Annotated in this window: 22 protein-coding genes and 1 pseudogene; 7 read left to right on the forward strand and 16 right to left on the reverse strand. The window is 40.5% G+C overall.

What is annotated here, in order from left to right; all coding sequences use genetic code 11:
• Positions 1-55: 55 nt before the first annotated feature.
• From LC586_RS30205 to LC586_RS30250, 10 genes are all read right to left on the reverse strand, one after another.
• Complete coding sequence (locus tag LC586_RS30205; protein ID WP_229488967.1) at positions 56-1,348, reverse strand: replicative DNA helicase; 1,293 nt, start codon at positions 1,346-1,348, stop codon at positions 56-58.
• Complete coding sequence (locus tag LC586_RS30210; protein WP_229488968.1) at positions 1,345-1,662, reverse strand: hypothetical protein; 318 nt, start codon at positions 1,660-1,662, stop codon at positions 1,345-1,347. Before LC586_RS30210 ends, LC586_RS30205 begins: the two co-directional genes overlap by 4 nt.
• Before the next feature lie 146 nt (positions 1,663-1,808).
• Positions 1,809-2,066, reverse strand: coding sequence for a hypothetical protein (locus tag LC586_RS30215; RefSeq protein WP_229488970.1), 258 nt, complete (start codon positions 2,064-2,066; stop codon positions 1,809-1,811).
• 264 nt (positions 2,067-2,330) lie between these two features.
• Positions 2,331-2,489: a helix-turn-helix domain-containing protein gene (locus tag LC586_RS30220; RefSeq protein ID WP_229488971.1), complete on the reverse strand. Its 159-nt coding sequence runs from the start codon at positions 2,487-2,489 to the stop codon at positions 2,331-2,333.
• Between the two features lie 86 nt (positions 2,490-2,575).
• Positions 2,576-3,687 (reverse strand): IS630 family transposase gene (locus LC586_RS30225; RefSeq protein WP_438822945.1). Its coding sequence is split into 2 segments (ribosomal slippage): positions 2,576-3,267 and positions 3,267-3,687, totalling 1,113 coding nucleotides; the frame shifts between segments, so codons are not numbered across the junction.
• Positions 3,688-3,858: 171 nt separating this feature from the next.
• On the reverse strand, positions 3,859-4,665 hold the full coding sequence (locus tag LC586_RS30230) for a DUF5131 family protein (protein WP_229488975.1): 807 nt from the start codon (positions 4,663-4,665) through the stop codon (positions 3,859-3,861).
• Positions 4,658-5,344: an HNH endonuclease gene (locus LC586_RS30235; protein WP_229488977.1), complete on the reverse strand. Its 687-nt coding sequence runs from the start codon at positions 5,342-5,344 to the stop codon at positions 4,658-4,660. Before LC586_RS30235 ends, LC586_RS30230 begins: the two co-directional genes overlap by 8 nt.
• 2 nt (positions 5,345-5,346) lie before the next feature.
• Positions 5,347-6,063 carry a hypothetical protein gene (locus LC586_RS30240; RefSeq protein ID WP_229488978.1) on the reverse strand — a complete coding sequence of 239 codons (717 nt, stop codon included), beginning with the start codon at positions 6,061-6,063 and terminating at the stop codon, positions 5,347-5,349.
• A complete protein-coding gene (locus tag LC586_RS30245) occupies positions 6,060-6,521 on the reverse strand; it encodes a hypothetical protein (protein ID WP_229488980.1) in 462 nt (153 codons plus the stop codon). The genes LC586_RS30240 and LC586_RS30245 overlap by 4 nt, the downstream gene beginning before the upstream one ends.
• Positions 6,522-6,804: 283 nt before the next feature.
• Positions 6,805-7,344: a hypothetical protein gene (locus LC586_RS30250; protein ID WP_229488981.1), complete on the reverse strand. Its 540-nt coding sequence runs from the start codon at positions 7,342-7,344 to the stop codon at positions 6,805-6,807.
• Positions 7,345-7,370: 26 nt separating this feature from the next.
• Between LC586_RS30250 and LC586_RS30255 the strand changes: the two genes are divergently transcribed.
• Entirely contained in the window at positions 7,371-7,544 is a 174-nt protein-coding gene (locus LC586_RS30255; RefSeq protein WP_229488983.1) for a hypothetical protein, read from the forward strand.
• A complete protein-coding gene (locus LC586_RS30260; RefSeq protein ID WP_229488984.1) occupies positions 7,520-8,203 on the forward strand; it encodes a hypothetical protein in 684 nt (227 codons plus the stop codon). The genes LC586_RS30255 and LC586_RS30260 overlap by 25 nt, the downstream gene beginning before the upstream one ends.
• On the opposite strand, the gene LC586_RS41970 is transcribed toward LC586_RS30260, so the two are convergent.
• Both LC586_RS41970 and LC586_RS30265 read right to left on the reverse strand, forming a co-directional pair.
• Positions 8,101-8,466 carry a DUF4158 domain-containing protein gene (locus tag LC586_RS41970; protein WP_369010542.1) on the reverse strand — a complete coding sequence of 122 codons (366 nt, stop codon included), beginning with the start codon at positions 8,464-8,466 and terminating at the stop codon, positions 8,101-8,103. The genes LC586_RS30260 and LC586_RS41970 overlap by 103 nt on opposite strands.
• A 58-nt stretch (positions 8,467-8,524) precedes the next feature.
• Positions 8,525-9,037, reverse strand: coding sequence for a double zinc ribbon domain-containing protein (locus LC586_RS30265; protein WP_229488986.1), 513 nt, complete (start codon positions 9,035-9,037; stop codon positions 8,525-8,527).
• Positions 9,038-9,121: 84 nt separating this feature from the next.
• On the opposite strand from LC586_RS30265, the gene LC586_RS30270 reads away from it, so the two are divergent.
• The 5 genes and pseudogenes from LC586_RS30270 to LC586_RS30290 all read left to right on the forward strand — a co-directional run bounded on the left by LC586_RS30270 (position 9,122) and on the right by LC586_RS30290 (position 17,025).
• The gene (locus tag LC586_RS30270; RefSeq protein WP_229488987.1) at positions 9,122-10,006 is read left to right on the forward strand and encodes a tyrosine-type recombinase/integrase; all 885 of its coding nucleotides are present in this window, start codon (positions 9,122-9,124) and stop codon (positions 10,004-10,006) included.
• Between the two features lie 244 nt (positions 10,007-10,250).
• Positions 10,251-12,146: pseudogene (locus tag LC586_RS42810) on the forward strand (NHLP family bacteriocin export ABC transporter peptidase/permease/ATPase subunit); the annotation flags it as partial.
• A 174-nt stretch (positions 12,147-12,320) separates the two neighbouring features.
• Positions 12,321-14,324, forward strand: a complete 2,004-nt coding sequence (locus LC586_RS42815; RefSeq protein WP_438822946.1) for an NHLP bacteriocin export ABC transporter permease/ATPase subunit — start codon at positions 12,321-12,323, stop codon at positions 14,322-14,324.
• A 238-nt stretch (positions 14,325-14,562) separates the two neighbouring features.
• Positions 14,563-15,522 (forward strand): hypothetical protein, encoded by a 960-nt coding sequence (locus LC586_RS30285; protein WP_229488990.1) that lies wholly within the window; start codon positions 14,563-14,565, stop codon positions 15,520-15,522.
• A 60-nt stretch (positions 15,523-15,582) separates the two neighbouring features.
• Positions 15,583-17,025: an alginate lyase family protein gene (locus LC586_RS30290; protein WP_229488991.1), complete on the forward strand. Its 1,443-nt coding sequence runs from the start codon at positions 15,583-15,585 to the stop codon at positions 17,023-17,025.
• A gap of 370 nt (positions 17,026-17,395) precedes the next feature.
• On the opposite strand, the gene LC586_RS30295 is transcribed toward LC586_RS30290, so the two are convergent.
• From LC586_RS30295 to LC586_RS30310, 4 genes are all read right to left on the reverse strand, one after another.
• Positions 17,396-17,674 (reverse strand): hypothetical protein, encoded by a 279-nt coding sequence (locus LC586_RS30295; protein WP_306423301.1) that lies wholly within the window; start codon positions 17,672-17,674, stop codon positions 17,396-17,398.
• 302 nt (positions 17,675-17,976) lie between these two features.
• Entirely contained in the window at positions 17,977-18,201 is a 225-nt protein-coding gene (locus tag LC586_RS30300; RefSeq protein WP_229488993.1) for a hypothetical protein, read from the reverse strand.
• A 48-nt stretch (positions 18,202-18,249) separates the two neighbouring features.
• Complete coding sequence (locus LC586_RS30305; RefSeq protein WP_229488994.1) at positions 18,250-18,807, reverse strand: WGR domain-containing protein; 558 nt, start codon at positions 18,805-18,807, stop codon at positions 18,250-18,252.
• Positions 18,808-19,107: 300 nt separating this feature from the next.
• The coding region (locus LC586_RS30310) for an HNH endonuclease (RefSeq protein WP_369010543.1) at positions 19,108-19,320 on the reverse strand (213 nt) is incomplete at its 5' end.

A 19,320-nucleotide genomic window follows, 5' to 3' on the forward strand; every position in this document is an offset into this window, starting at 1 on the left:
CAAGTTCAAAAATTTTGATGTGGATAAATCGCACAACATCGTCGCAGTGCCGAGCTTACCGTAAAGTCGGTTTTTCAAGGGCAATCAACTCAATAGTGCGGTCGCTTGGGTCTTTTGTGTAGACAGCATCCCGGTGAAGCATGATTAACTGGTCACAAACCTCAAAGATTTCACCAGAGTTGCGGAGTAAATGACGGTTCGGGCGTTTATCAGCCGTTGTTTGATTGCCCCGATTGATTTGACAGCCCAAGAAAACAGGGATTTTGTGAGACTTGGCAATATCCCGAATCTGGCGGGTAATCTTGCCGACTTCAAAAGCCATATTCCCCCCAGATTCCAGAGGAATCTGTTGCAAGTAGTCAATAAACACAGCACCAATAGAACCACCAAATTCGGCAATGGCACGGCGTACCGCACTTGCAATCATTGCAGTTGTAGGGGACGAATGCTCGTAAACCTTCCAAGGCAGTTCCACCATCTGTCCTATGCCTTGTGCTATTTGCTCCCAGTAGCACTGAGTATTGGTTTGAATCATAGAAGCGTCTACGCCTGTGATTCGGGCTAGCATTCGGGCATTGAGTTGATTCTTGTCCATTTCTGGAGTAACGTACAGAACTGGTAATCCGAGCTTAGTCATGATTTCGTAAGCGTAAGAAATCATGAAGTGAGTTTTCCCCATGTGGGATTCAGCTGCTACTACTACCAAGCTGCTGGGATAAATGCCACCGGTGATATTTTCTAAGTCGTACCAACCAATTTTGTCGCCTGCCATGTTTCCCATCTCCAGCTTTTGAAAAAGTTCAATGCCCATGTCTTGTGCTGAGAAAACCTTGCAGCGTTCATCGCTTTGATTTTGGGTAACGCCAAAAACTTTCGCCTCAGCAAGCGATAGGACAAGTGGTAGTTCAGTTTGCGTCTCGTAACCGAGTTGGACAATTTCATTGCCCACTTTGATTAACTGCCGCCGTCGATATTTCTCCATTACCAAATCAGCCAAAGCGTCAATGTTAACGGCTGATACAGTGCGGTCTACCAAAGTCGCTAACTTATTCCTGCCACCAATGCGATTGAGCAAATTGTGGTCAGCCAACCAAGCGGTGATAGAAAGTAAATCTGTGGGTTGATATGTAGCATGAAGTCGGACTGCGGCTTGATAGATATATGAGTGGGCGCTGATGTAAAAGGCTTCAATGCTCAAGCGATCGCTGACTCTGGTTATTGCTTCTGGGTCAAGCATAATCCCGCCCAAAATCGCTTCTTCAGCTTCGATGTTTTGTGGGGGCAAGTTGTCAAGTGACCTGTCAGGATGGAAAGAAACTACGTTGTCTTGATTGCTGTACTGAGTCATGCTCTAAGTGCTAATTTTAACTGGGTTTCAACTTCTCGTAGATCAACTACTGAGAATCGGGAATTGCTCGGAACTTTCGGAGTGTTGACTGCGGCTTGAAGTTTTGCCTTTAGCTCCAGCATTTGTGGGCTGTGTTGATACTCATTGGATGGAACCCGAATGGATTGCTCAAGAGCACGGCGCATTTGGTCTTGTGCCAACGCATCTTCGAGTGAACTGTTAGTGGTGTTTTTTACTCTGTGAGCCAAAGCAGTATGCTGTTGAGGTAAGGGCTGTTTTTCTGTTTGCAATAGTGCTTGCTGATAACGCTGCATCAGGTTCGTCCATCCCCCTTTGGTTTTCTCCCAACTCCCTATATATTCTGGCTTCTGACTCCTGGGTGCTTAATTCTTACAAATTTGGAATCTAGCTCTGATTTTTACTGTTGATAAAATTGCTATCTATGCAATACAAGTAAGCTTTAGTCTTCTGAAACATTTAATTGTCTATCTGCCATTGCGCGTTTGACCAGCTCTCCAAAAGCTTGGCTTTCATGTTCTCGTTCTAAAATCTGTCTAATTAAAGTACCAATAGGAATTTTCTTCCATGTAGCTACAAGGCGAAATTCTTCGTAAGCCTTTTCTGACAAAGTGATCGAAAGCATATATCGTTCTGGCATAAGGCTCTCCAAAATCTGAGATAATTCAAAAATACGCTCTGCGCTTTTGTTAGTACGCATATACTAAAATGATATCGAGGTTTTATTACAATTGCCTTACAATTGTCTAACAATTGTATAGATTTTGTTGATGGTCAATATCCTAAATTCTCTATTGACTCAATCGTTCGAGGTAGTTAACGAGATATCCTCATCTGTTAAAAGCAGCAGTCCCAGTCCCATCAAACCGATCCGTTTCGTTGCCCCAGCAGTCTCTATATTTGTGTGAACACCTTTTATTCTGTACTGGTTATTGGTGGTATAGAGTAATCAATCGTACTAACCTTACTCAGTAGCGATCGCTTTTTGCCTCAAAGTTTCAGTTGAGGAACCAGGGAAAGAACCACGAAAACAGGCTTCACCGATAGATTTGTATGAAGGGAAGGCGTTATTATCACAACCGGCTCGACGGCACAGGTGAGAGTAAACTCGAAATGCCTCCATTGTTAGTGGTAAATCATCCAGCTTACTATCGATATAAATATGGCGTTTTCTTCTGCCGTAGCTAGTAGTCTACCAAGGCAACTTTGCTAGGTTAAACTTGGATATAAACGCTGCATTTTTCGGCGAGCATCTTTAGTTTGAAAACCCCAATAGACACTGGCTTTTTGTTGATTACGTTGTTTCTCCCAAGCGGCAATCTCAGAAGTTAATGTTTCTGCATTAGGAATACGCCGTTCTAAACATTGGCGAGATAAAACAGATAATTCAATTTCTACTTGATTCAGCCAAGAAGCGTGTTTAGGAGTATAGTGAAACTCTAATTTTTGAATAATTCGACGTGCTTCTTCTGCTGGAAAAACTTCATATAATGCACTGGGGGTATGAATATTCAGGTTATCAACTACTAAACGGATTACATCAGCCTCTCGGTAATAAACATCTACTAAATTTTTCATCTGTTTAGCAAAATCGGCTTTAGTTCGACGTTCTGTAACTTCGATATGCCGCCAGCCTGCTAAGGGTTGAAAACACGCAAATAAATTTACTGTTCCGTTACGTTTATACTCGAAATCATAACGTTCAGGTTGCTCCGGCTCTGGTGGCAAAGGCTGTCTAACTTCTTCTACTAATTGATATGGACACTCATCAAAGCAGACTACAGGGCGTTTAGGATCATAAGGCTCATTGTACAAATCCAGTACATCTTCCATTCGGAAAACATATTCCGCATTTACTTCAGGGATACACCATTGTTCTTTCAACCAAGGTTTGATTTCATTTTTTTTAAAGTCTGACGTACTGTTTCATCTGAGATTGAATCTATGATCCCAACGTTCACTAAATGATCTGCTAATAATTGCATTGTCCAACGCACTCTCCCTTCTGGCGGATTAGAACAAGCCGTTGCAATCAAAAATGCTTCTTGCTTTTCATCTAATTTTTGAGGTTTTGGTGGATGTGGTTCATCCTCTAACGCAAAATCTAATCCACCAATGACAAATTTTTCTCGTGTCCGCTGTACTGTTGCAACATGAACTCTAACTCTATCAGCGATCGCTGAGTCTGTTTCATCTTCAGCAGCCATCAAAAGAATATTTGCACGGGTTATAGTTCTTGCCTTGTGCTTACCTTTCTTTATTATTGATTGCAGTTGAGAAACTTCATCTTCACTCAAGTCAACGATGTACTTCTTTGCCATATTATTCCCTGTTTTTGGCTAGTTTACCAATTACAGGTATTACTTAGCAAACTTTGCTTGGCAGACTACTAGAGCCATCACCTTGTATTTTTTCTGTTAAACTCATATCTATAGACCTCAAATGGTTTGGTTTCCCCCCGCACTGCGCTACAGGCGGGGGTTTTGCTTTATTCACGCATCAAAGGGAAATTCTCTAACTTGCAGATATTCGGGAAACTCTTCAATGTTTCCTCCCTTCTTGTCACGGGTTTTGAATCGCTGCCCCTCAAGTTTTGCATTCGCCCCCAACTGCTTCACAAATACGGGTGTTTTCGATTGTTGGCATTGTTGGACAATTGATTCGAGCCATTCGATGTGGCATGGTCTGGAATTTGGGCCAGACTCACCACCAATAATGACTAACTGAACATCATTCAAATAGTGAGTGATATCGCCCAAATCTTCTAGTAATGGTTCAACTGACCAGAACCGAATTAAAGCTGGAATTTTGCTAAGAAATTGACTACGTTCTTCTAAAGTGCGGCGATTCTCAATCGAAGTTCCTGGCCAAATATTTAAAGGTAACTTGTCTAGTCCATGACAAGAAAGCCATTCATCCATAGATGACAGCATAATTTCTGGGCGTTTGGTGAGAATCTGAAATATTTGATTGGGAGCAACGAACATTCCGTCCAGCATTTCATGTTGCCAAAAACGCGGAACCCACTCACCAAAAACATCTGTCATTGAAGAAACAAAATGCTTTTTGGGTTTTCTTTGGAACCCCCATTTCCGAATAGCTTCTGTATCTAACACTAGCTCTGGTGGTTGCCCAGAATAGGGTTGCTTATTCCCACCAAAGAAAGAATTTTGATTCAGCTTCTCTGCAAAACAATTTGCACAGCCCTCGCTTTTCTTATGACACCACCAACCGCCGACTTTGGCACGGATAATATTATCTGTTTGGTCAGTCCAAGATATTTGCGTAATACTACTCATTTATTTGTTCCTCTGTAAATAAAATCCAAAACACTTCATGAGGGATTATGTTGTTTTTAGCTAGCCATTCGTTTAAATTGGACTGATTTTTTGAACTGTTGCAGTAACGACAGCACGGTACAAGATTTCCTTTTTTTGATTTACCGCCTTTTACAACAGGAATGACGTGATCCAACCCAGTAGCTCGGTTTTTACAGCAATAAACACACAAACCCTTAGATATATTCATCAATTCATTTTTTAAATGCAGAGAAATAGAATCTGTTTTTTTTCGCCTGGCTCTTACACGCTGCACAATTTTAAATCTAGCTTCTTCATTTTCGTTGTATATTTTCTTCTGTTCCCTTGCAAGACAGGATGTACAAGCCCCTTGCCATTTGCTATTAATGACCTTTTGAATCCATTTCTTGCATCCACGACACCACGCAAAGCCAGTTTTTGCTTTTTCAATTCTTTCAGACTTACTTGGAGAGTTGTCTTTTTTAGGGTAGTCACAATTTTTGCAGATTGCTTTTAAAGCATCCCACCTGCTTTTATCTTGGCTATAATTAGTTTTATTTTTCCATTGTTTGCATTTGTAGCACCATTTTTGATCCGAATCTACCAGTAATTGATACTCTTCTAAAGAAATTCCTATTCGGCGTGCGTGCTTTTTAAGTGTCCCAATTAAACTTCCCATAATTAAAGAGAGCTTTGATAGTAGGTACTAATTTCACTGTTGGCGATCGCCCGAACAATCGATAAAGCGGATTCAGGACTAATCGCTTTGTCTGGGGTTTTGTAAAAGCCAGTAATTCTATTAGCAGGGCGTGTAATAATTCGTTGTTGTGTAGTGCATTTGTCCCAAACAAAACACGAAATCGTGATGTTATCTGTTGCCCAGCGCTTACCTTTCTTATCCTTGCGAAAGCAGTAACGGGGCATGATCAGTACAAGTGACGGCGGATATTCTTCGAGGAATGCAGCACGGTCATCACAGGGTTCCAAGAAACTGGTCAACAAAAATGCAGCAACACCCACACGAGCTTTTGCGAATGCATTTTTGATAATTGGTGCAGCAAAATCCGAATATGGTGGATTAGTGCAGATCCAATCGCACTCTGGCAAAGAATTCCATGACTCGGATAGTGTTGCATCCAAATGGTAATCAGCCGCAAGATGTGGATCAATATCGTTCGTCCACATTTGCTTGGTGTGTGGCCAGGCTTGGAGTAAAGATGCGATCGCCCCCATTCCTACGCAAGGCTCACCAATCACACCAGATAATGGAACATGGCGCAGTAGTTCAGTTGTGAACCATGAGGGAGACTCGTAAAAGTTCAGAGGATGTCTACCAACAGCTTCTACTTTAGATGTACTTGTATATGGTTCTGGTGTCAGTAGTGGCGTGACAATCATACTTCATCCTCACTAAATTCAATGTGGCTTAAAGTTTGAAGTTCAACAGCTAATCCACTTAAGAAATTTTGGAGTTCAACTGTTGCCAATTCTTTGGATATCTCTTTTTCTGACGTGTAAATAAGTTGCTTGTGATGCCCAAAATAAACTTCTGTACGAGTTAAGTTTTGCTCTGTGTCAGTTAACAGAGTTAAAGTAAATCTTCCAAGTTTGCAAAAGTAATAAGGACGTTTTGGACTCCAAGACTTTCCGGGTTGCCAAGTGATTTTGGGTTTTTTATTAATGTGAACACTGATAGATTCAAAATCAACATGGAAAATGTTCAGTAATGAAAACATTTCGCCACTGTTGTAATGGTCTACAACGTGCTGTCTAATGCCTAATTCTGCTAAACCATCGGGAATATCAATGTGAGCTTCAGATGTGATTTTTTCAACTACTGTGACTATGGCTTTCATATCCGTTATCCTGAAAGTAAGGAGTATCTTTGTGTGGCGATTGTTACTTATTGAGCGGCAATCGCTTTTTATTTTGATTGTTAGAAACCTTGAAGTTACGACACTTTCTTGAGATGTGTATTATTTGCTAGAGAAGTCATCTTTGTAACAAATAATGTCAAAATGCTGTTAGTTGATTGACTACGTGAAAGAGAAGCTTTTAATGTTATTGGTAATATTCAATGCTTTAGCAATAACTTGCGTCTTTAGATTAGCGAACGTTTCTGTGGTGAGGCGTTCGCTTTCACTTAACCAGCACTGGTTCTTTCTTACTAGTGAAAGCCCCCGCCTGCCTTAGCGCTGCACCAGGACTGGGATGAGCGAAGAACTCTTCTACAGCTTTGGTCAACCCAGCCGCAACAGCCGATTCGTGGCAAGCGTAGACATAGATGGGCTGTTGCACACCGTTAACCAATCGCGTCTCTTGGCGATCGCCTAGATGTGGGTAGAATGTTCTCACCCATGTGCCTAAATGTCCTCGATAGTGAGCGCCGCTCAGGGGGACTTTCTTTCCCAGTTCGCTTTCTGCAAAGTTCACAACTCCCAACCAGCGTTCTTTTGAAGGGGTTAGCAATTTTCTGTTATGTTCTGCCAGAAGATTCCCGGCATAGTCTTTAAATTGCTGTTCGGTGTACGGGTTGAGTCTGCCACCAGTTAACTCAGCCAAAGTCTTCATTGCCAGGACAAGAGTATGCAATCGCTGTTCAACTGGGGGAAGGGCTGGTGTGGAGGGTTGTTCTTGTGGTTGAGTAGCGGGTTTTGTCCAGCCCATAATGTCTTGCATCCAGGCGCGAACACCGATACTTTCAAATGCTTCACAGGCTAATCTTGCTTGTTCGCTGCATCTTTTCCCCGCTTCGTAACCGTAATAGTGAAGTAGTTCATGTAAATCAAAAGGCGATCGCCTGCCTGAGAAACATCGCGATCGCCTTTATCACCCAATCAAAGGTTTTAAAATTATGCCACAAACAACAGCAACTGTAACCTCTTGCGTTAAACCAGTTGAAGAATTGAGATCAGTAGAGATTTCGTTTGAAGATCACGAATTCTATGCAGGTCAAAAGCTCGTAGCTAGAATTACCCACGACGATGACCTAACGCAACCTTGGATAGTGATGGTCAATGGTGAGGAGATCCACCGCGCGAACACTTTTAAAAGATGCCACAGCTACATCACATGGCATTACCAGCGCGGAACACTGCCCAGACAAGAAGAAGAAACCCCAGTCGCTACAACGGGGAATGAAGTTATGTGCTCAATAGCCGCCCAGTGTGAACAATTCGGATTTGAGTTGTTAGACGACGGCATCTATAAGGATGAACAAAAACTCGGTTTAGTCGGTTGCACAGACGGTCATTGGTGGGTTATTCGGGCAACTTCAGTGCATCAGCAGAAAGTTCCGTGTGATTCTGCATTTGATGCGGTGTGGGTATTGTCGATGGTAGAACTGACGCAACCATCTTGTAAGGAACTGCTGGATAAGCCATTTGAGCCGTTTGATCAACTGACGGCTGATGAATGGGAACAGCTACGGCAATATCAGCCACCCTCAGACGAGTCCCTTGATTGCGGTGGGGTCACAGACTCCGATTTTGCGCGGATAGCTGTTCGATGTCGGTACATTGTTTTGTTATTTTCATAACCCAAAACAATATCAAGAGCCAATTTTAAATGACTGCGAATATGGTTAATGATTTTCAGTGGGATATCTGCAATCGATGGGAAATAACCCAGTCTTTGGAATGATTTTAAGATGACGAGCAGGCTCAAAATATTACTTTCACCTTTCGTCGTATTGTAAGCGAAAGCAATTTCGGATTTAGTTGGAGTATAAATCTCAGTAAGTTCTTTGGTGGTAAATTGGCGTTTGAATCTAGGATAAGCGGTACGTTCAATTGATGTCACGCTGGTATTGATGGATTGTCCATACTGGTATTGCTTTTATAGATATAAAACAAAATCTTCACTTTTTCTTGGTTCGAGAGTTTTTTCTCTTAGCAAGCTCTTTGTTACTACCAATTTCAACAATCGTATTTTTGTAATAAAAGCCGCAATAAGGACAGTAGGAATGCTTGAAAGTTGTCACTGATTTGCCACATTTGAGACAGTGGGCAACAAGCTCAAACCCGCACATAAAGCAGTACAATGACCTGATATCGTTCCAAATCGGTTCTGTGGGTGTCCCTGGAGTCCAGCATTGGGGACAAAATTTAATACTGGTAAATGGTTGCTGTATTTCCTCATCGCTACAAATTTCTTCTAAGTACTCAATTGGTATCGATAAAGCCCTAGCCAGCCCCCGACGGGTTTTATGATTTAATCTCGTCGTGATCCCCCGTTCGATTTTTCCGTATGTATGCAGGTGAATACCAGCCTGATGGGCTAGCTGATTTTGACTCATCTTTAATTCCACGCGCAACCGCTTAATGTAGTCACCAATCGGTTCCTGTGGCATGGGTGTCTTCAAAGTATCCATCAAGAATCATCATTATTATTCTAAAAAAGATATATTAAATAATGATTGTTTGTCTCGATAGAAATTACATAACTTGGAGAAAAATTGACTGTTACTTTAGCCACTGTTATTACGGAGTTTTTGTCACGTCCGGATTTAGCTAAAAGTACCAGACGTACTTATGAATTGGTGCTGAAACCAATACTTGGAGAATACGGTATTTGGGAGATTGAAATTATCGGTAAGCAGACTTTAATTGAGTATTTAAGAAGTTTGGATGATTGCAGCTATACAACTCATCGCAAGTACCAAGCTATACTACAAAGTTTGTTTAATTTCGCTGTGGAGCAAGGTTATATTAAGTTTAATCCCATTAATGGTTTAAAACAGCGTCAACCAAATCCTGATAGGGGAGAACATAAAACTGATTCTCTAGTGCGATATTTAACACCTGAACAGTTAAATATCCTTTATGATTCTGTTAAATCTGACCTACGTATGAATGCTATAGTGCATCTTCTACATCGCTCAGGTTGCCGTATATCAGAGCTTTTAGCGTTAAATATAGATGATGTTAACCAAGATTTATATAAATTCCAAGTAGTTGGTAAAGGTAACAAACAGCGTTGTTGTTATTTTAGTCATGGGGCTGCCGAGGCATTAAGTAAATATATCAAATATGAGCGCAACAATACCGTAGATGCACTCTTCACAGCACAACAGCCAGTGACTAAAGTTGTTAGTAGAATTAGCTATCGCACTGTGCATGAATATTGGCGAGAATTAATAAGTATATATCCGGAGTTAGTTGGAGTCAGAATCCACGATTTACGGCATACATTTGCTACTGAGCGTGTTGGGTTAATGGGGATTGAAGAATTGCGGGCACTGATGGGGCATGAGAATATTCAAACAACTCTACGTTACCAAAAAGTTACGTCTGCTAGGGCAGAAGAAGTTGCGCGTCAAGCTTTAAATAGTTTAACTTAAATTCCTAGGAGTTTATATTTTGACAATGCTTTTTACTATAAAGAGTGAAATTATTATGCTGATATTCAGCACGAGTTTTTACACAAAATAATCATGTTTTTGCTGGTAGTTGAAGAGAAGACACTATACTCTGCGTCAAGAGAGTGAGTTTTGAGAAAAACAAAGCCATAAAGTCTGCATTATTGCAAGGATATTAACAAAACTTTGCATCGTGTCCCATTTTACACGTATCCCGGTTGTACCCCTAGAAGGTTTAAGCAAGGAACGAGTTTATCTAAACGATCCGGCTACTGGACGGCGTAGTGTCTCTTGGAAAGAATTTAGTGACTCCTACACAGGTGTTGTGCTTGTTTTAGAACCTGGTTCAGGTTTTCAAACAGGGGGACGCAAACCCAGCACGATTTTGAGTTTATGGTCACGTCTGCAAGAATCTCTTGGTGCGATGATTTACTGTGTACTAGCAGGCTTTTTGCAAGTAATTCCGGGATTAGCCATACCTGCATTTTCTCAAGTTTTTATAGATAATGTGTTAATTGGGAGTAAAAATGAGTGGTTGCGTCCGCTAATTTTAGGGATGATTTTCACAGCCGCGCTCAATGGATTTTTAACACTGTTACAGTTGCAATTTCTGCGTCAGTTAAAAGTCAAGCTGTCTGCGAGCATGAAAAGTAAATTCCTATGGCATATTTTACGCTTAAGCATCAGTTTTTACGATCAGCGATTTGCAGGAGAAATCAGTAGTCGCGTACAACTTAACGATAGTATAGCAAACTTGCTTTCCGGGAAGTTAGCTACTAGTGCGATCGCCGCAGCTTCTATATTTCTATATGTAATAGTCATGCTGCAATACGACGTATTACTAACTTCAATTGCGATCGCCTTTATCGCTACAAACTTAGTTACTTTACAATGGGTAAGCAGGCAGCGTACAGATACTAATACTAAAATGATGCAAGAGTATGGGAAAGTCCAGGGCATAGCGATTTCTGGTCTTCAAAGTATAGAAACGCTCAAAGCATCTGGATTAGAATCAGATTTTTTCTCGCGCTGGGCAGGTCACTACACCAAAGCGATCAATATACGTCAACAATTGGACGTAACAAACCAAACACTAGGAATTTTACCAACATTTCTATCAGCTAGTGCATCTCTGCTCATGTTAGCGCTCGGCGGTTTGCGAGTCATGGATGGAGCCATGAGCATCGGCATGTTAGTTGCTTTCCAAGGCATGATGCATAAGTTACTTGAACCTATAAATAATTTAATGGGTCTAGGACGTGACTTGCAAGACATGGAAGGCAATCTTAATCGCCTTGATGATGTTTTACAGAACCCCATTGACCCACAGTTAGAACCGAAAACAGGCAAGGGAGCACAGGAGAAGTCCTCTCCTCTGCCCCAGACTTCTCTCCGCAAGCTGAAATTACAAGGGGATGTTGAATTACACAATGTTACCTTTGGCTATAGCAAAATAGCTCCACCGATAATAGAGAATTTTAATCTCTGTATCAAAAAAGGACAAAGAGTTGCTCTAGTAGGTGCTAGTGGTTGTGGGAAGTCTACTATTGCTAAACTTTTGTGTGGACTTTACGAACTTTGGCAAGGAGAAATTTACTTCGATGGCGAACTTAGAGAACAAATTGACCGCCAGGTATTGGTCAATTCTATCTCTGCCGTAGACCAAGAAATCTTTTTCTTTGCTGGCAGTGTTAAAGATAACTTAGCACTTTGGGACAGTACTATACCCAATGAATATTTAGTTCAGGCTTGTCAAGATGCTCAGATTCACGATGCGATCGTTTCTCTACCAAAAGGATACAATGCAGAACTGTTGGAGGGTGCTGCTAATCTTAGCGGTGGTCAGCGACAACGCTTAGAAATTGCGCGTGCCTTGGTTAATCATCCCAGCATCTTGATTTTAGATGAAGCTACCAGTGCCTTAGATGCCAAGATTGAAAACCAAGTCAGTCAGAATCTCAAAGCGCGTGGTTGCACTTGCATCATTGTCGCACATCGACTTTCGACTATACAAGATTGCGATGAAATTATTGTTATCGAACGCGGAAAGATAGTTCAACAAGGAACTCATGAGCAATTACAGCAAATTGAAGGGCCATACTTGCAATTGATTCGTAGCGAACAAAACCTTAAGTTTGAATCTAATATTGTCCCAACAGCAGAAACTAATGTTGCCGATGATTCCTCTATTTCTCCCACTTCTTTAAGCAAGATAGATGCTATCAAAAATCCTATCCAAAAGATAGATGCAGAATTACTCAGATTAGAGTCAAAAGAACGCTTTGAACGCGATTTAATGACACAAACATTAGCAGAATTGGCATCTGTGCTGCAACCAAGGTTAGATAAAGTAAGTAATCGCTCAACGTTGAATAAAAATCTCGATTTAGGTGACAGCCAACAAGCTTTATTAGTCGCGGCTGGTGCTGTAGGCAAAGCTTTAGGAATTGAAATTCGCCTCCCGGCAATGTCCGAAGATTCCCAGGAAATCAAAGACTCTGTAGAAGCTCTAGCTCGCGCTTCCTGTATCCGAGTGCGGCAAATTAAGTTGCCAGACAATTGGTGGCGACAGGATCTCGGTCCGATATTGGCATATACCGAAAAGACAAAGTTGCCAGTGGCATTGTTACCAACGTCTGATACCCGTTATCAACTCTATTCGCCTAGCGAACAAACCTTCGTCCCTGTAGATGCTCGCACGGCAGCAACACTAATTCCAAATGCTTATATATTTTATCGACCTTTTAGCCAGAAACATCCCAAAGCTATTGATTTACTTCAGTTTGCTTTCCAACAACATTATAGAGAGTTGATTGTAATTTCAGGGGCGGGAATTACAGCTACTTTACTCGGAATGCTCACGCCTTTTGCTACAGCTATCTTGATTGACAAAGCTATCCCTGATGCAAATCGCGCTCTACTGGGTCAAGTTGCTTTTGGATTAGTGGCTGCTAATGTAGGCGCAACGTTGTTTCAATTAATTCAAGGGCTGGCTACGATTAGGCTAGAAACTTTTGCCACCTCCTCTATTCAAGCAGCAGTTTGGGATCGATTACTTAATCTCAAGCTTTCTTTTTTCCGCTCTTTTTCATTTGGTGATTTAAATTCTAGAGTCAGTGCTGTTAGTCAAATTCACCAAAGATTGGGGAATACAATCTTAAAATCAACTCTTTCTAGCTTGTTTTCGTTGCTCAATCTCGGATTATTGTTATACTACAATATTTCCTTAGCCTTATTAGCTTGTGCAGTCGCACTGTTAAATACGGCTGTGACTATCATCTTCGGGATTGCGATCGTCCGTAAAGCTCGTTCGGGATTAAATTATGAAGGTAAAATCTATGGTGTAGTTGTACAGTTGATTAATGGAGTAGCTAAACTCAGAGTCGCTAAAGCTGAAACTCGTGCTTTTGCTTACTGGGGTCAACAGTATACCCAACAACTAAAACTAATGCTTGGTAGGCAAAGTATTGAAGATAATCTTGCTGTAATTAATCAAGTACTACCTACCTTAACGACTGCGGCTCTATTTTGGTTTGCTGCTAGTTCAATTGAACAGTCCCATTTATCGAGACAACCTAGTTTATCCACTGGTACTTTCTTAGCATTTAATGTTGCTTTTAGTACTTTTATTCATGGAGTAACCAGTCTCAGCAATACAGCCTTAGAAGTTTTGCAAGTCTTGCCTTTGTGGCAACGAGCTAAACCAATTCTCCTTGCAGAACCAGAAATTACCTTCAATCAAGCAGATCCTGGAAAACTTTCAGGTAGATTAGCTCTCAAGCGTGTCAGTTTTCGCTACGGTAATGATTATCCTTTAGTATTAGATAACGTTAGTATTCAGGCTCAAGCTGGGGAATTCGTTGCGATTGTTGGTTCTTCCGGTAGTGGGAAATCAACTTTATTAAGACTACTTTTAGGGTTTGAATCCCCTAAATCAGGCAAGGTTTATTACGATGGACAAGATTTAGCCTCTGTGGATATTCATGCTGTACGCCGTCAATTAGGTGTTGTATTGCAAAATAGTCGGCTAATGTCAGCTTCTATTTTTAATAATATTACTAATGGTGCAACTCTGACGATGGACCAAGCTTGGTCAGCGGCTCGAATGGCAGGTTTAGCAGATGATATTGCTGCCATGCCGATGGGAATGCACACAGTCGTCAGTGAAGGCGGTAGTAATCTTTTATTGGTGATCGCCAAAGTTTGGTTGGTTTTACTATATTCCTGCATTGTCAAACCTTTCAAAAGCCGCATTTGCTTGTTGAGTATAGTCAACTACAACAGGAACGACAACAGTTGAAGTACAATCTTATAATAAGACTTATGCCTTTTCTATTACTCTGATCGCGGTCAATTACCGAAAAATTCGACAGCGCTCACTACAGCATTTCAAAGTTATGGTTTTGTCTATGTAATATCATGTCCGGCAAATTACTTATGATATGTCCGCTGCGAGTGCAACGAATGTTCTAAGATTTGATAACGTGTTAATGTGAAATAATCTATACTCCTTTCGTTAGAGTAAATAAGTTAAGTTTATGATTGAAGTAACACCATCAAGCTGTTATAGCTATGTTGAAGATTTGTGGATTATTACAACATATTTTAATTCGTGTAACTACCAGACAAAGCTAAAGAATATGACTGCCTTTAGAGAAAGAATAGAGGCAGCTGGACTAAACTTAATAATTGTTGAATGCGCCTTTAACGAGCAAGGATTCACATTAAGCAATTCCAGCAAAAATACTAGAATCGTCAAAGTTAAAGCAACAGATGTGATGTGGCAAAAAGAAAGACTATTAAATATAGCACTATCTCAACTGCCGACAGCGTGTAAAAAAGTTGCTTGGATAGACTGCGATCTTTTATTTAATAACTCAAAATGGGCTGTGGAAGCATCGAATCTTCTAGATGTATTTCCTGTTGTACAGCTTTTTGAGATGGGCATTAGGCTTCCAAAAGACCAGAAAATCTATAGAAGAGAAGGAGAAAGATCGAAAAGTTTTGCTTCTATTTATCAAGATAAACCTAACCACATATATAAAGGATATATGCAGCATGGACATACTGGTTTTGCCTGGGCGGCTAGGAAGGATCTGTTGTTAAAGCATCAATTCTATGACGCAGCTATAGTTGGAGGAGGAGACGAATATATGGTACATGCTATGTGTGGAGCTTGGTATTCAATATGTGTTGCCAAAAATTTAGGAAAAAGCAAATATCATTTTAATTACTTCATAAATTGGGCAGAAAAATTTTATGAAGATGTTCTCGGTCAAGTCGGTTGTGTATCCGGTTCTGTTCTTCATTTATGGCACGGAGATAGTAAAGACAGACAACATTTTGAAAGAAATATTCAACTTCATTTCTCTAATTTCGATCCAGAAAATGATATAACTATTGACGAAAATGGTTGTTGGAAGTGGAATTCTAATAAACCATATATGCATGAATGGATAAAGGAATATTTTTCACTAAGAAAAGAAGATGGTGATTGAATATTAGAAATTATCGACGTTCTCTTATATCGGTTTTATTACACTAAATAAGTTAAGTTTATGATTGAAGTATCAGCAGCAAACTATTATATCTATGTTGAAGATTTGTGGATTATAACCACATATTTTAATTCGTGTAATTACCAGACAGTGCTAAAGAATATTACTACTTTTAGAAAAACAATAGAGGCAGCCGGACTCAACTTAATAATTGTAGAATGTGCCTTTAAAGATCAGGAATTCATATTAAGCGATTCCAGCAAAAATACTATCATCATCAAAGTTAAAGCAACAGATGTAATGTGGCAAAAAGAAAGACTATTAAATATAGCACTATCTCATCTCCCTACATCGTGTAAAAAAGTTGCCTGGATAGATTGTGATATTTTATTTAGTAACTCGGAATGGGCTTTGGAAACATCAAAGCTTCTAGATATATTTCCCGTTGTACAGCTTTTTGATACCATTATTAGACTTCCCAAAGATCAGGAAATTTATAGAGGAGAAGGAGACGTATGGAAAAGTTTTGCTTCTATCTATCAAGATAAACCTAACCAGATATACAAAGGATATAAACAGCATGGACATAGTGGTTTTGCTTGGGCGGCTAGAAAAGAGCTGTTGTTAAAACATAAATTCTATGACGCATCTATAGTGGGATCGGGCGACGAATTAATGTTACATGCTATGTGTGGAGCCTGGTATTCAATATGTGTTGCAAAAAGATTAGGAAGAACTAAGTACCATTTTAATTACTTCATAAATTGGGCAGAAAAATTTTATGAAGATGTTCTCGGTCAAGTCGGTTGTGTACCCGGTTATGTTCTTCATTTATGGCATGGAAATAGTGAAAATAGACTTCATTTAGAAAGAACTGTTCAACTTCATACCTCTAATTTCGACCCGGAAAATGATATAGCTATTGATGAAAATGGTTGTTGGAAGTGGAATTCTGATAAACCAGATATGCATCAATGGATAAAGGAATACTTCTTTCAAAGAAAAGAAGATGATGAGCAAGTCAGATTAAATCATAAAGAGCGAATTAACATGGCAGTTACATCCCCTCAATCACCCCGCGTTTTCTTACTCAACGCAGACAAGCTTCTGCAAGTCAAAGAAAGTCGCACATTGGGCGATGAGATATTTGATTCTGCAATTAACCAATTGTCTCAATTATCTGATGAAGCTCTTAAAGATGGACTTTTTAGGGTTGGGGAACGTCCACAGTTGGATGCACCTTTATCTCCTTCAGGAGATCAGCACGACTATTTTAGCTTGGCACCGTATTGGTGGCCTAATCCTAACACTCCAGACGGACTACCTTATATTCGTAAGGATGGAGAACGCAACCCAGACATCGATAAGATTCCTGATGCAAAAAATCTTAACCGCATGGTCAATTCTGTTGCAAGATTAACGCTTGCTTACTATTTTACTGGCAAAGAGGTATATGCAAAGCATGCAGCGGATTTACTGCGAACTTGGTTTCTTGCTGAATGAGCTTGATAAATTGAATGTGTTAATTGGGTGGTGCGTCAGGGAAGCGTGGGATTGACTATCATACGGAAGAAGAAAATCAGGCTTGTTCTCAAAAGCTATGCCCTGCTTACTCTGCGGTCATGATAAAACCCACAAATACAGAAAAACTAGTAAGGCAGAGTTAGCGCGTCTCAAAAGCTCTTGACAAGCGGACTTGTATCCCCTATGCCAATTTCAACAAACAAAGCCAACTTCACTGGAATAGCAACAGCGCAAAAGCCCAGGTGAATATATAAGCACTAGCCCATAATACCAGACAATTTATAAGTTCGTAATCAGGTTCGTACAGCGATCACTCTCAACTACTAGCGTATTCCAGTACTCGTTCCCATTAAGAGCGCCACGCCGTCTCTACCAATATTTCCTTGCCGTTGGTGAATTGGATGAATTCTTGCCCATTATCGTAAAACACATCAGCCACTAACCTATTACGTATATCGTAGCCCCACTGAGAAACTGCGGCATTCCACCATCTTTGTCCTGCTGATTGCAACAGTGGCAGTTCCAGGTACTCATCACGCCATGCTTTTGGCTTCCATTGCTCACGCACTGCACTAATCAAAATTGCCTTTGGGAAAATTTGCAAATCATTCTTTTGCAACCACAGCACATAATCAATCGTGCATCTTTTGGCATCCTCTAGTCCTTAAGTACAAGCTTCTAAAGCCATTTGAACTTCTCCCTTGCGAAAAGTTTACACCGATGGCTGCTAACGCTCGTCGCACAAGCGGCTCGGAGCCATTGTATCCTTTAAAATTAACACCTGTGGAAAAATAAATACCCAAATTCACCAAGACAAGAAAGCAATGAAAAATCTCACTTGACTTTTAAGTAGAGCATTCAACATACATAAAAAACGGTAGGTTAATTAAAAATCTACCGTTTTTTTGATTTTAAATTTCTATTTTTTATTTAGCCAAAAGCTAATTGCTTGGCATACTCTTGTGCTTCATCTCCAAATAAAGGCTGAAAATTTCTAATTAGCGCTGCTGCATGAGTTCCTTCGGCGCTAAAAAGCAGGGAATAGCAATAAGGTTCAGGTAGTCCTGGCTCTTTCATTTCTGCTATCCACAACCAACTTAATTCTTCGTCCTCTTCACATGAATAATCGTAATGTAGTGTTGCTGTATTAGACATTCTTTTTGCTCCTATTTTTATCAAAAGCTTACATCCGGGCCTTTAAAATTACAAATGTCGCCAGAAATTCTTACTAATAGTCTTGAGACTGACTACCTTGGGTTCTACAGTACTTTGTGGAGTAGCAACAGCCACCGCAGCAACTTTTGGCGCAGAGGTAGTTAACAGTGAGTTGAGTAACTCTCGCTGATAGTCGATATCTGCTACTGTGCGGTAAACTCTGTGGTAGTCAATTTGCATCCCTAAAGGTGTTGGAACAATTTTCAGATATTCATTAAGAGCAGATATGTAGCTATCACCAAAATTTCTGTTTGCAACAGCCGGACGTATAGTATTCAGCAGTTGTATCGCTCGTCTAATGTCTGCAACACTGCGGCTAGCATCAATCTCTGGCTGACTTTTGCTGTAGCCTTTGGATTTCTTTTCTGCTACTAGATTGTTGAACTTGCTAACGGCTCTTTGATAACTACTACATGAATGAACTTTGGTTTGCGCCTGATAACCAACTCTGCCCCACTGCACTGTTAAATTACTATCTTCGACTTTGGCACTCCAGAATTTATTGCTGTTCTGGATAGCGTCAACAAAAACTAAATAGATTTCCATGTTTTTGAACCCAATCAACTCGCTAACTTCTGGGCATTGCCCCATCTAAGATAGATATACTGAACGTGATGGCTACGAACATAAAAGAGTGATAGCCCCCATAAAATCAGGGGACAATCACTTTCTCATCAGTTCATGTTGCGAAACTTAGCAGCACGCAAAGACTGAGTTTTCGCCGCAACCACAGGACTACTAGCCCGTCGTGCGGTGGATGGGTTGAGTCGATGGGGAGTATTATCTCCCGCACCTCTCAGTTAGATCCGTGCGTACCCGTTTCCGTGTACACGGCTCCCGATGTTCTCAGCTTGTGCTTTTGCTCATGTGGATATAATCGTGACAACTCTCATGAATTGCCTCAAGATTATTCTTTTTCCAGTTGGCATGGTTTCCGTCGATGTGGTGCAAATTAATGACTTCCTCATCGATGAATTTCAGACCACAGGAAGCACATCTATGGTTTTGCTTCTTAAGGGCTTTAGAGGTTTCGCCATCGTAGAACTTACTTTTGCGTTC

The sequence above is a fragment of the Nostoc favosum CHAB5714 genome, from assembly GCF_020829495.1.
GTDB lineage: Bacteria > Cyanobacteriota > Cyanobacteriia > Cyanobacteriales > Nostocaceae > Nostoc > Nostoc favosum.

What these genes read in the sequence shown, in the direction of transcription:
- LC586_RS30205 (WP_229488967.1), bottom strand. Translation starts at nt 1,348, where the DNA reads ATGACTCAGTACAGCAATCAAGACAACGTAGTTTCTTTCCATCCTGAC.
- LC586_RS30210 (WP_229488968.1), bottom strand. Translation starts at nt 1,662, where the DNA reads ATGCAGCGTTATCAGCAAGCACTATTGCAAACAGAAAAACAGCCCTTA.
- LC586_RS30215 (WP_229488970.1), bottom strand. Translation starts at nt 2,066, where the DNA reads ATGCGTACTAACAAAAGCGCAGAGCGTATTTTTGAATTATCTCAGATT.
- LC586_RS30220 (WP_229488971.1), bottom strand. Translation starts at nt 2,489, where the DNA reads ATGGAGGCATTTCGAGTTTACTCTCACCTGTGCCGTCGAGCCGGTTGT.
- LC586_RS30230 (WP_229488975.1), bottom strand. Translation starts at nt 4,665, where the DNA reads ATGAGTAGTATTACGCAAATATCTTGGACTGACCAAACAGATAATATT.
- LC586_RS30235 (WP_229488977.1), bottom strand. Translation starts at nt 5,344, where the DNA reads ATGGGAAGTTTAATTGGGACACTTAAAAAGCACGCACGCCGAATAGGA.
- LC586_RS30240 (WP_229488978.1), bottom strand. Translation starts at nt 6,063, where the DNA reads ATGATTGTCACGCCACTACTGACACCAGAACCATATACAAGTACATCT.
- LC586_RS30245 (WP_229488980.1), bottom strand. Translation starts at nt 6,521, where the DNA reads ATGAAAGCCATAGTCACAGTAGTTGAAAAAATCACATCTGAAGCTCAC.
- LC586_RS30250 (WP_229488981.1), bottom strand. Translation starts at nt 7,344, where the DNA reads ATGCAAGACATTATGGGCTGGACAAAACCCGCTACTCAACCACAAGAA.
- LC586_RS30255 (WP_229488983.1), top strand. Translation starts at nt 7,371, where the DNA reads ATGCTTCACAGGCTAATCTTGCTTGTTCGCTGCATCTTTTCCCCGCTT.
- LC586_RS30260 (WP_229488984.1), top strand. Translation starts at nt 7,520, where the DNA reads ATGCCACAAACAACAGCAACTGTAACCTCTTGCGTTAAACCAGTTGAA.
- LC586_RS30265 (WP_229488986.1), bottom strand. Translation starts at nt 9,037, where the DNA reads ATGGATACTTTGAAGACACCCATGCCACAGGAACCGATTGGTGACTAC.
- LC586_RS42815 (WP_438822946.1), top strand. Translation starts at nt 12,321, where the DNA reads ATGACACAAACATTAGCAGAATTGGCATCTGTGCTGCAACCAAGGTTA.
- LC586_RS30285 (WP_229488990.1), top strand. Translation starts at nt 14,563, where the DNA reads ATGATTGAAGTAACACCATCAAGCTGTTATAGCTATGTTGAAGATTTG.
- LC586_RS30290 (WP_229488991.1), top strand. Translation starts at nt 15,583, where the DNA reads ATGATTGAAGTATCAGCAGCAAACTATTATATCTATGTTGAAGATTTG.
- LC586_RS30300 (WP_229488993.1), bottom strand. Translation starts at nt 18,201, where the DNA reads ATGTCTAATACAGCAACACTACATTACGATTATTCATGTGAAGAGGAC.
- LC586_RS30305 (WP_229488994.1), bottom strand. Translation starts at nt 18,807, where the DNA reads ATGGAAATCTATTTAGTTTTTGTTGACGCTATCCAGAACAGCAATAAA.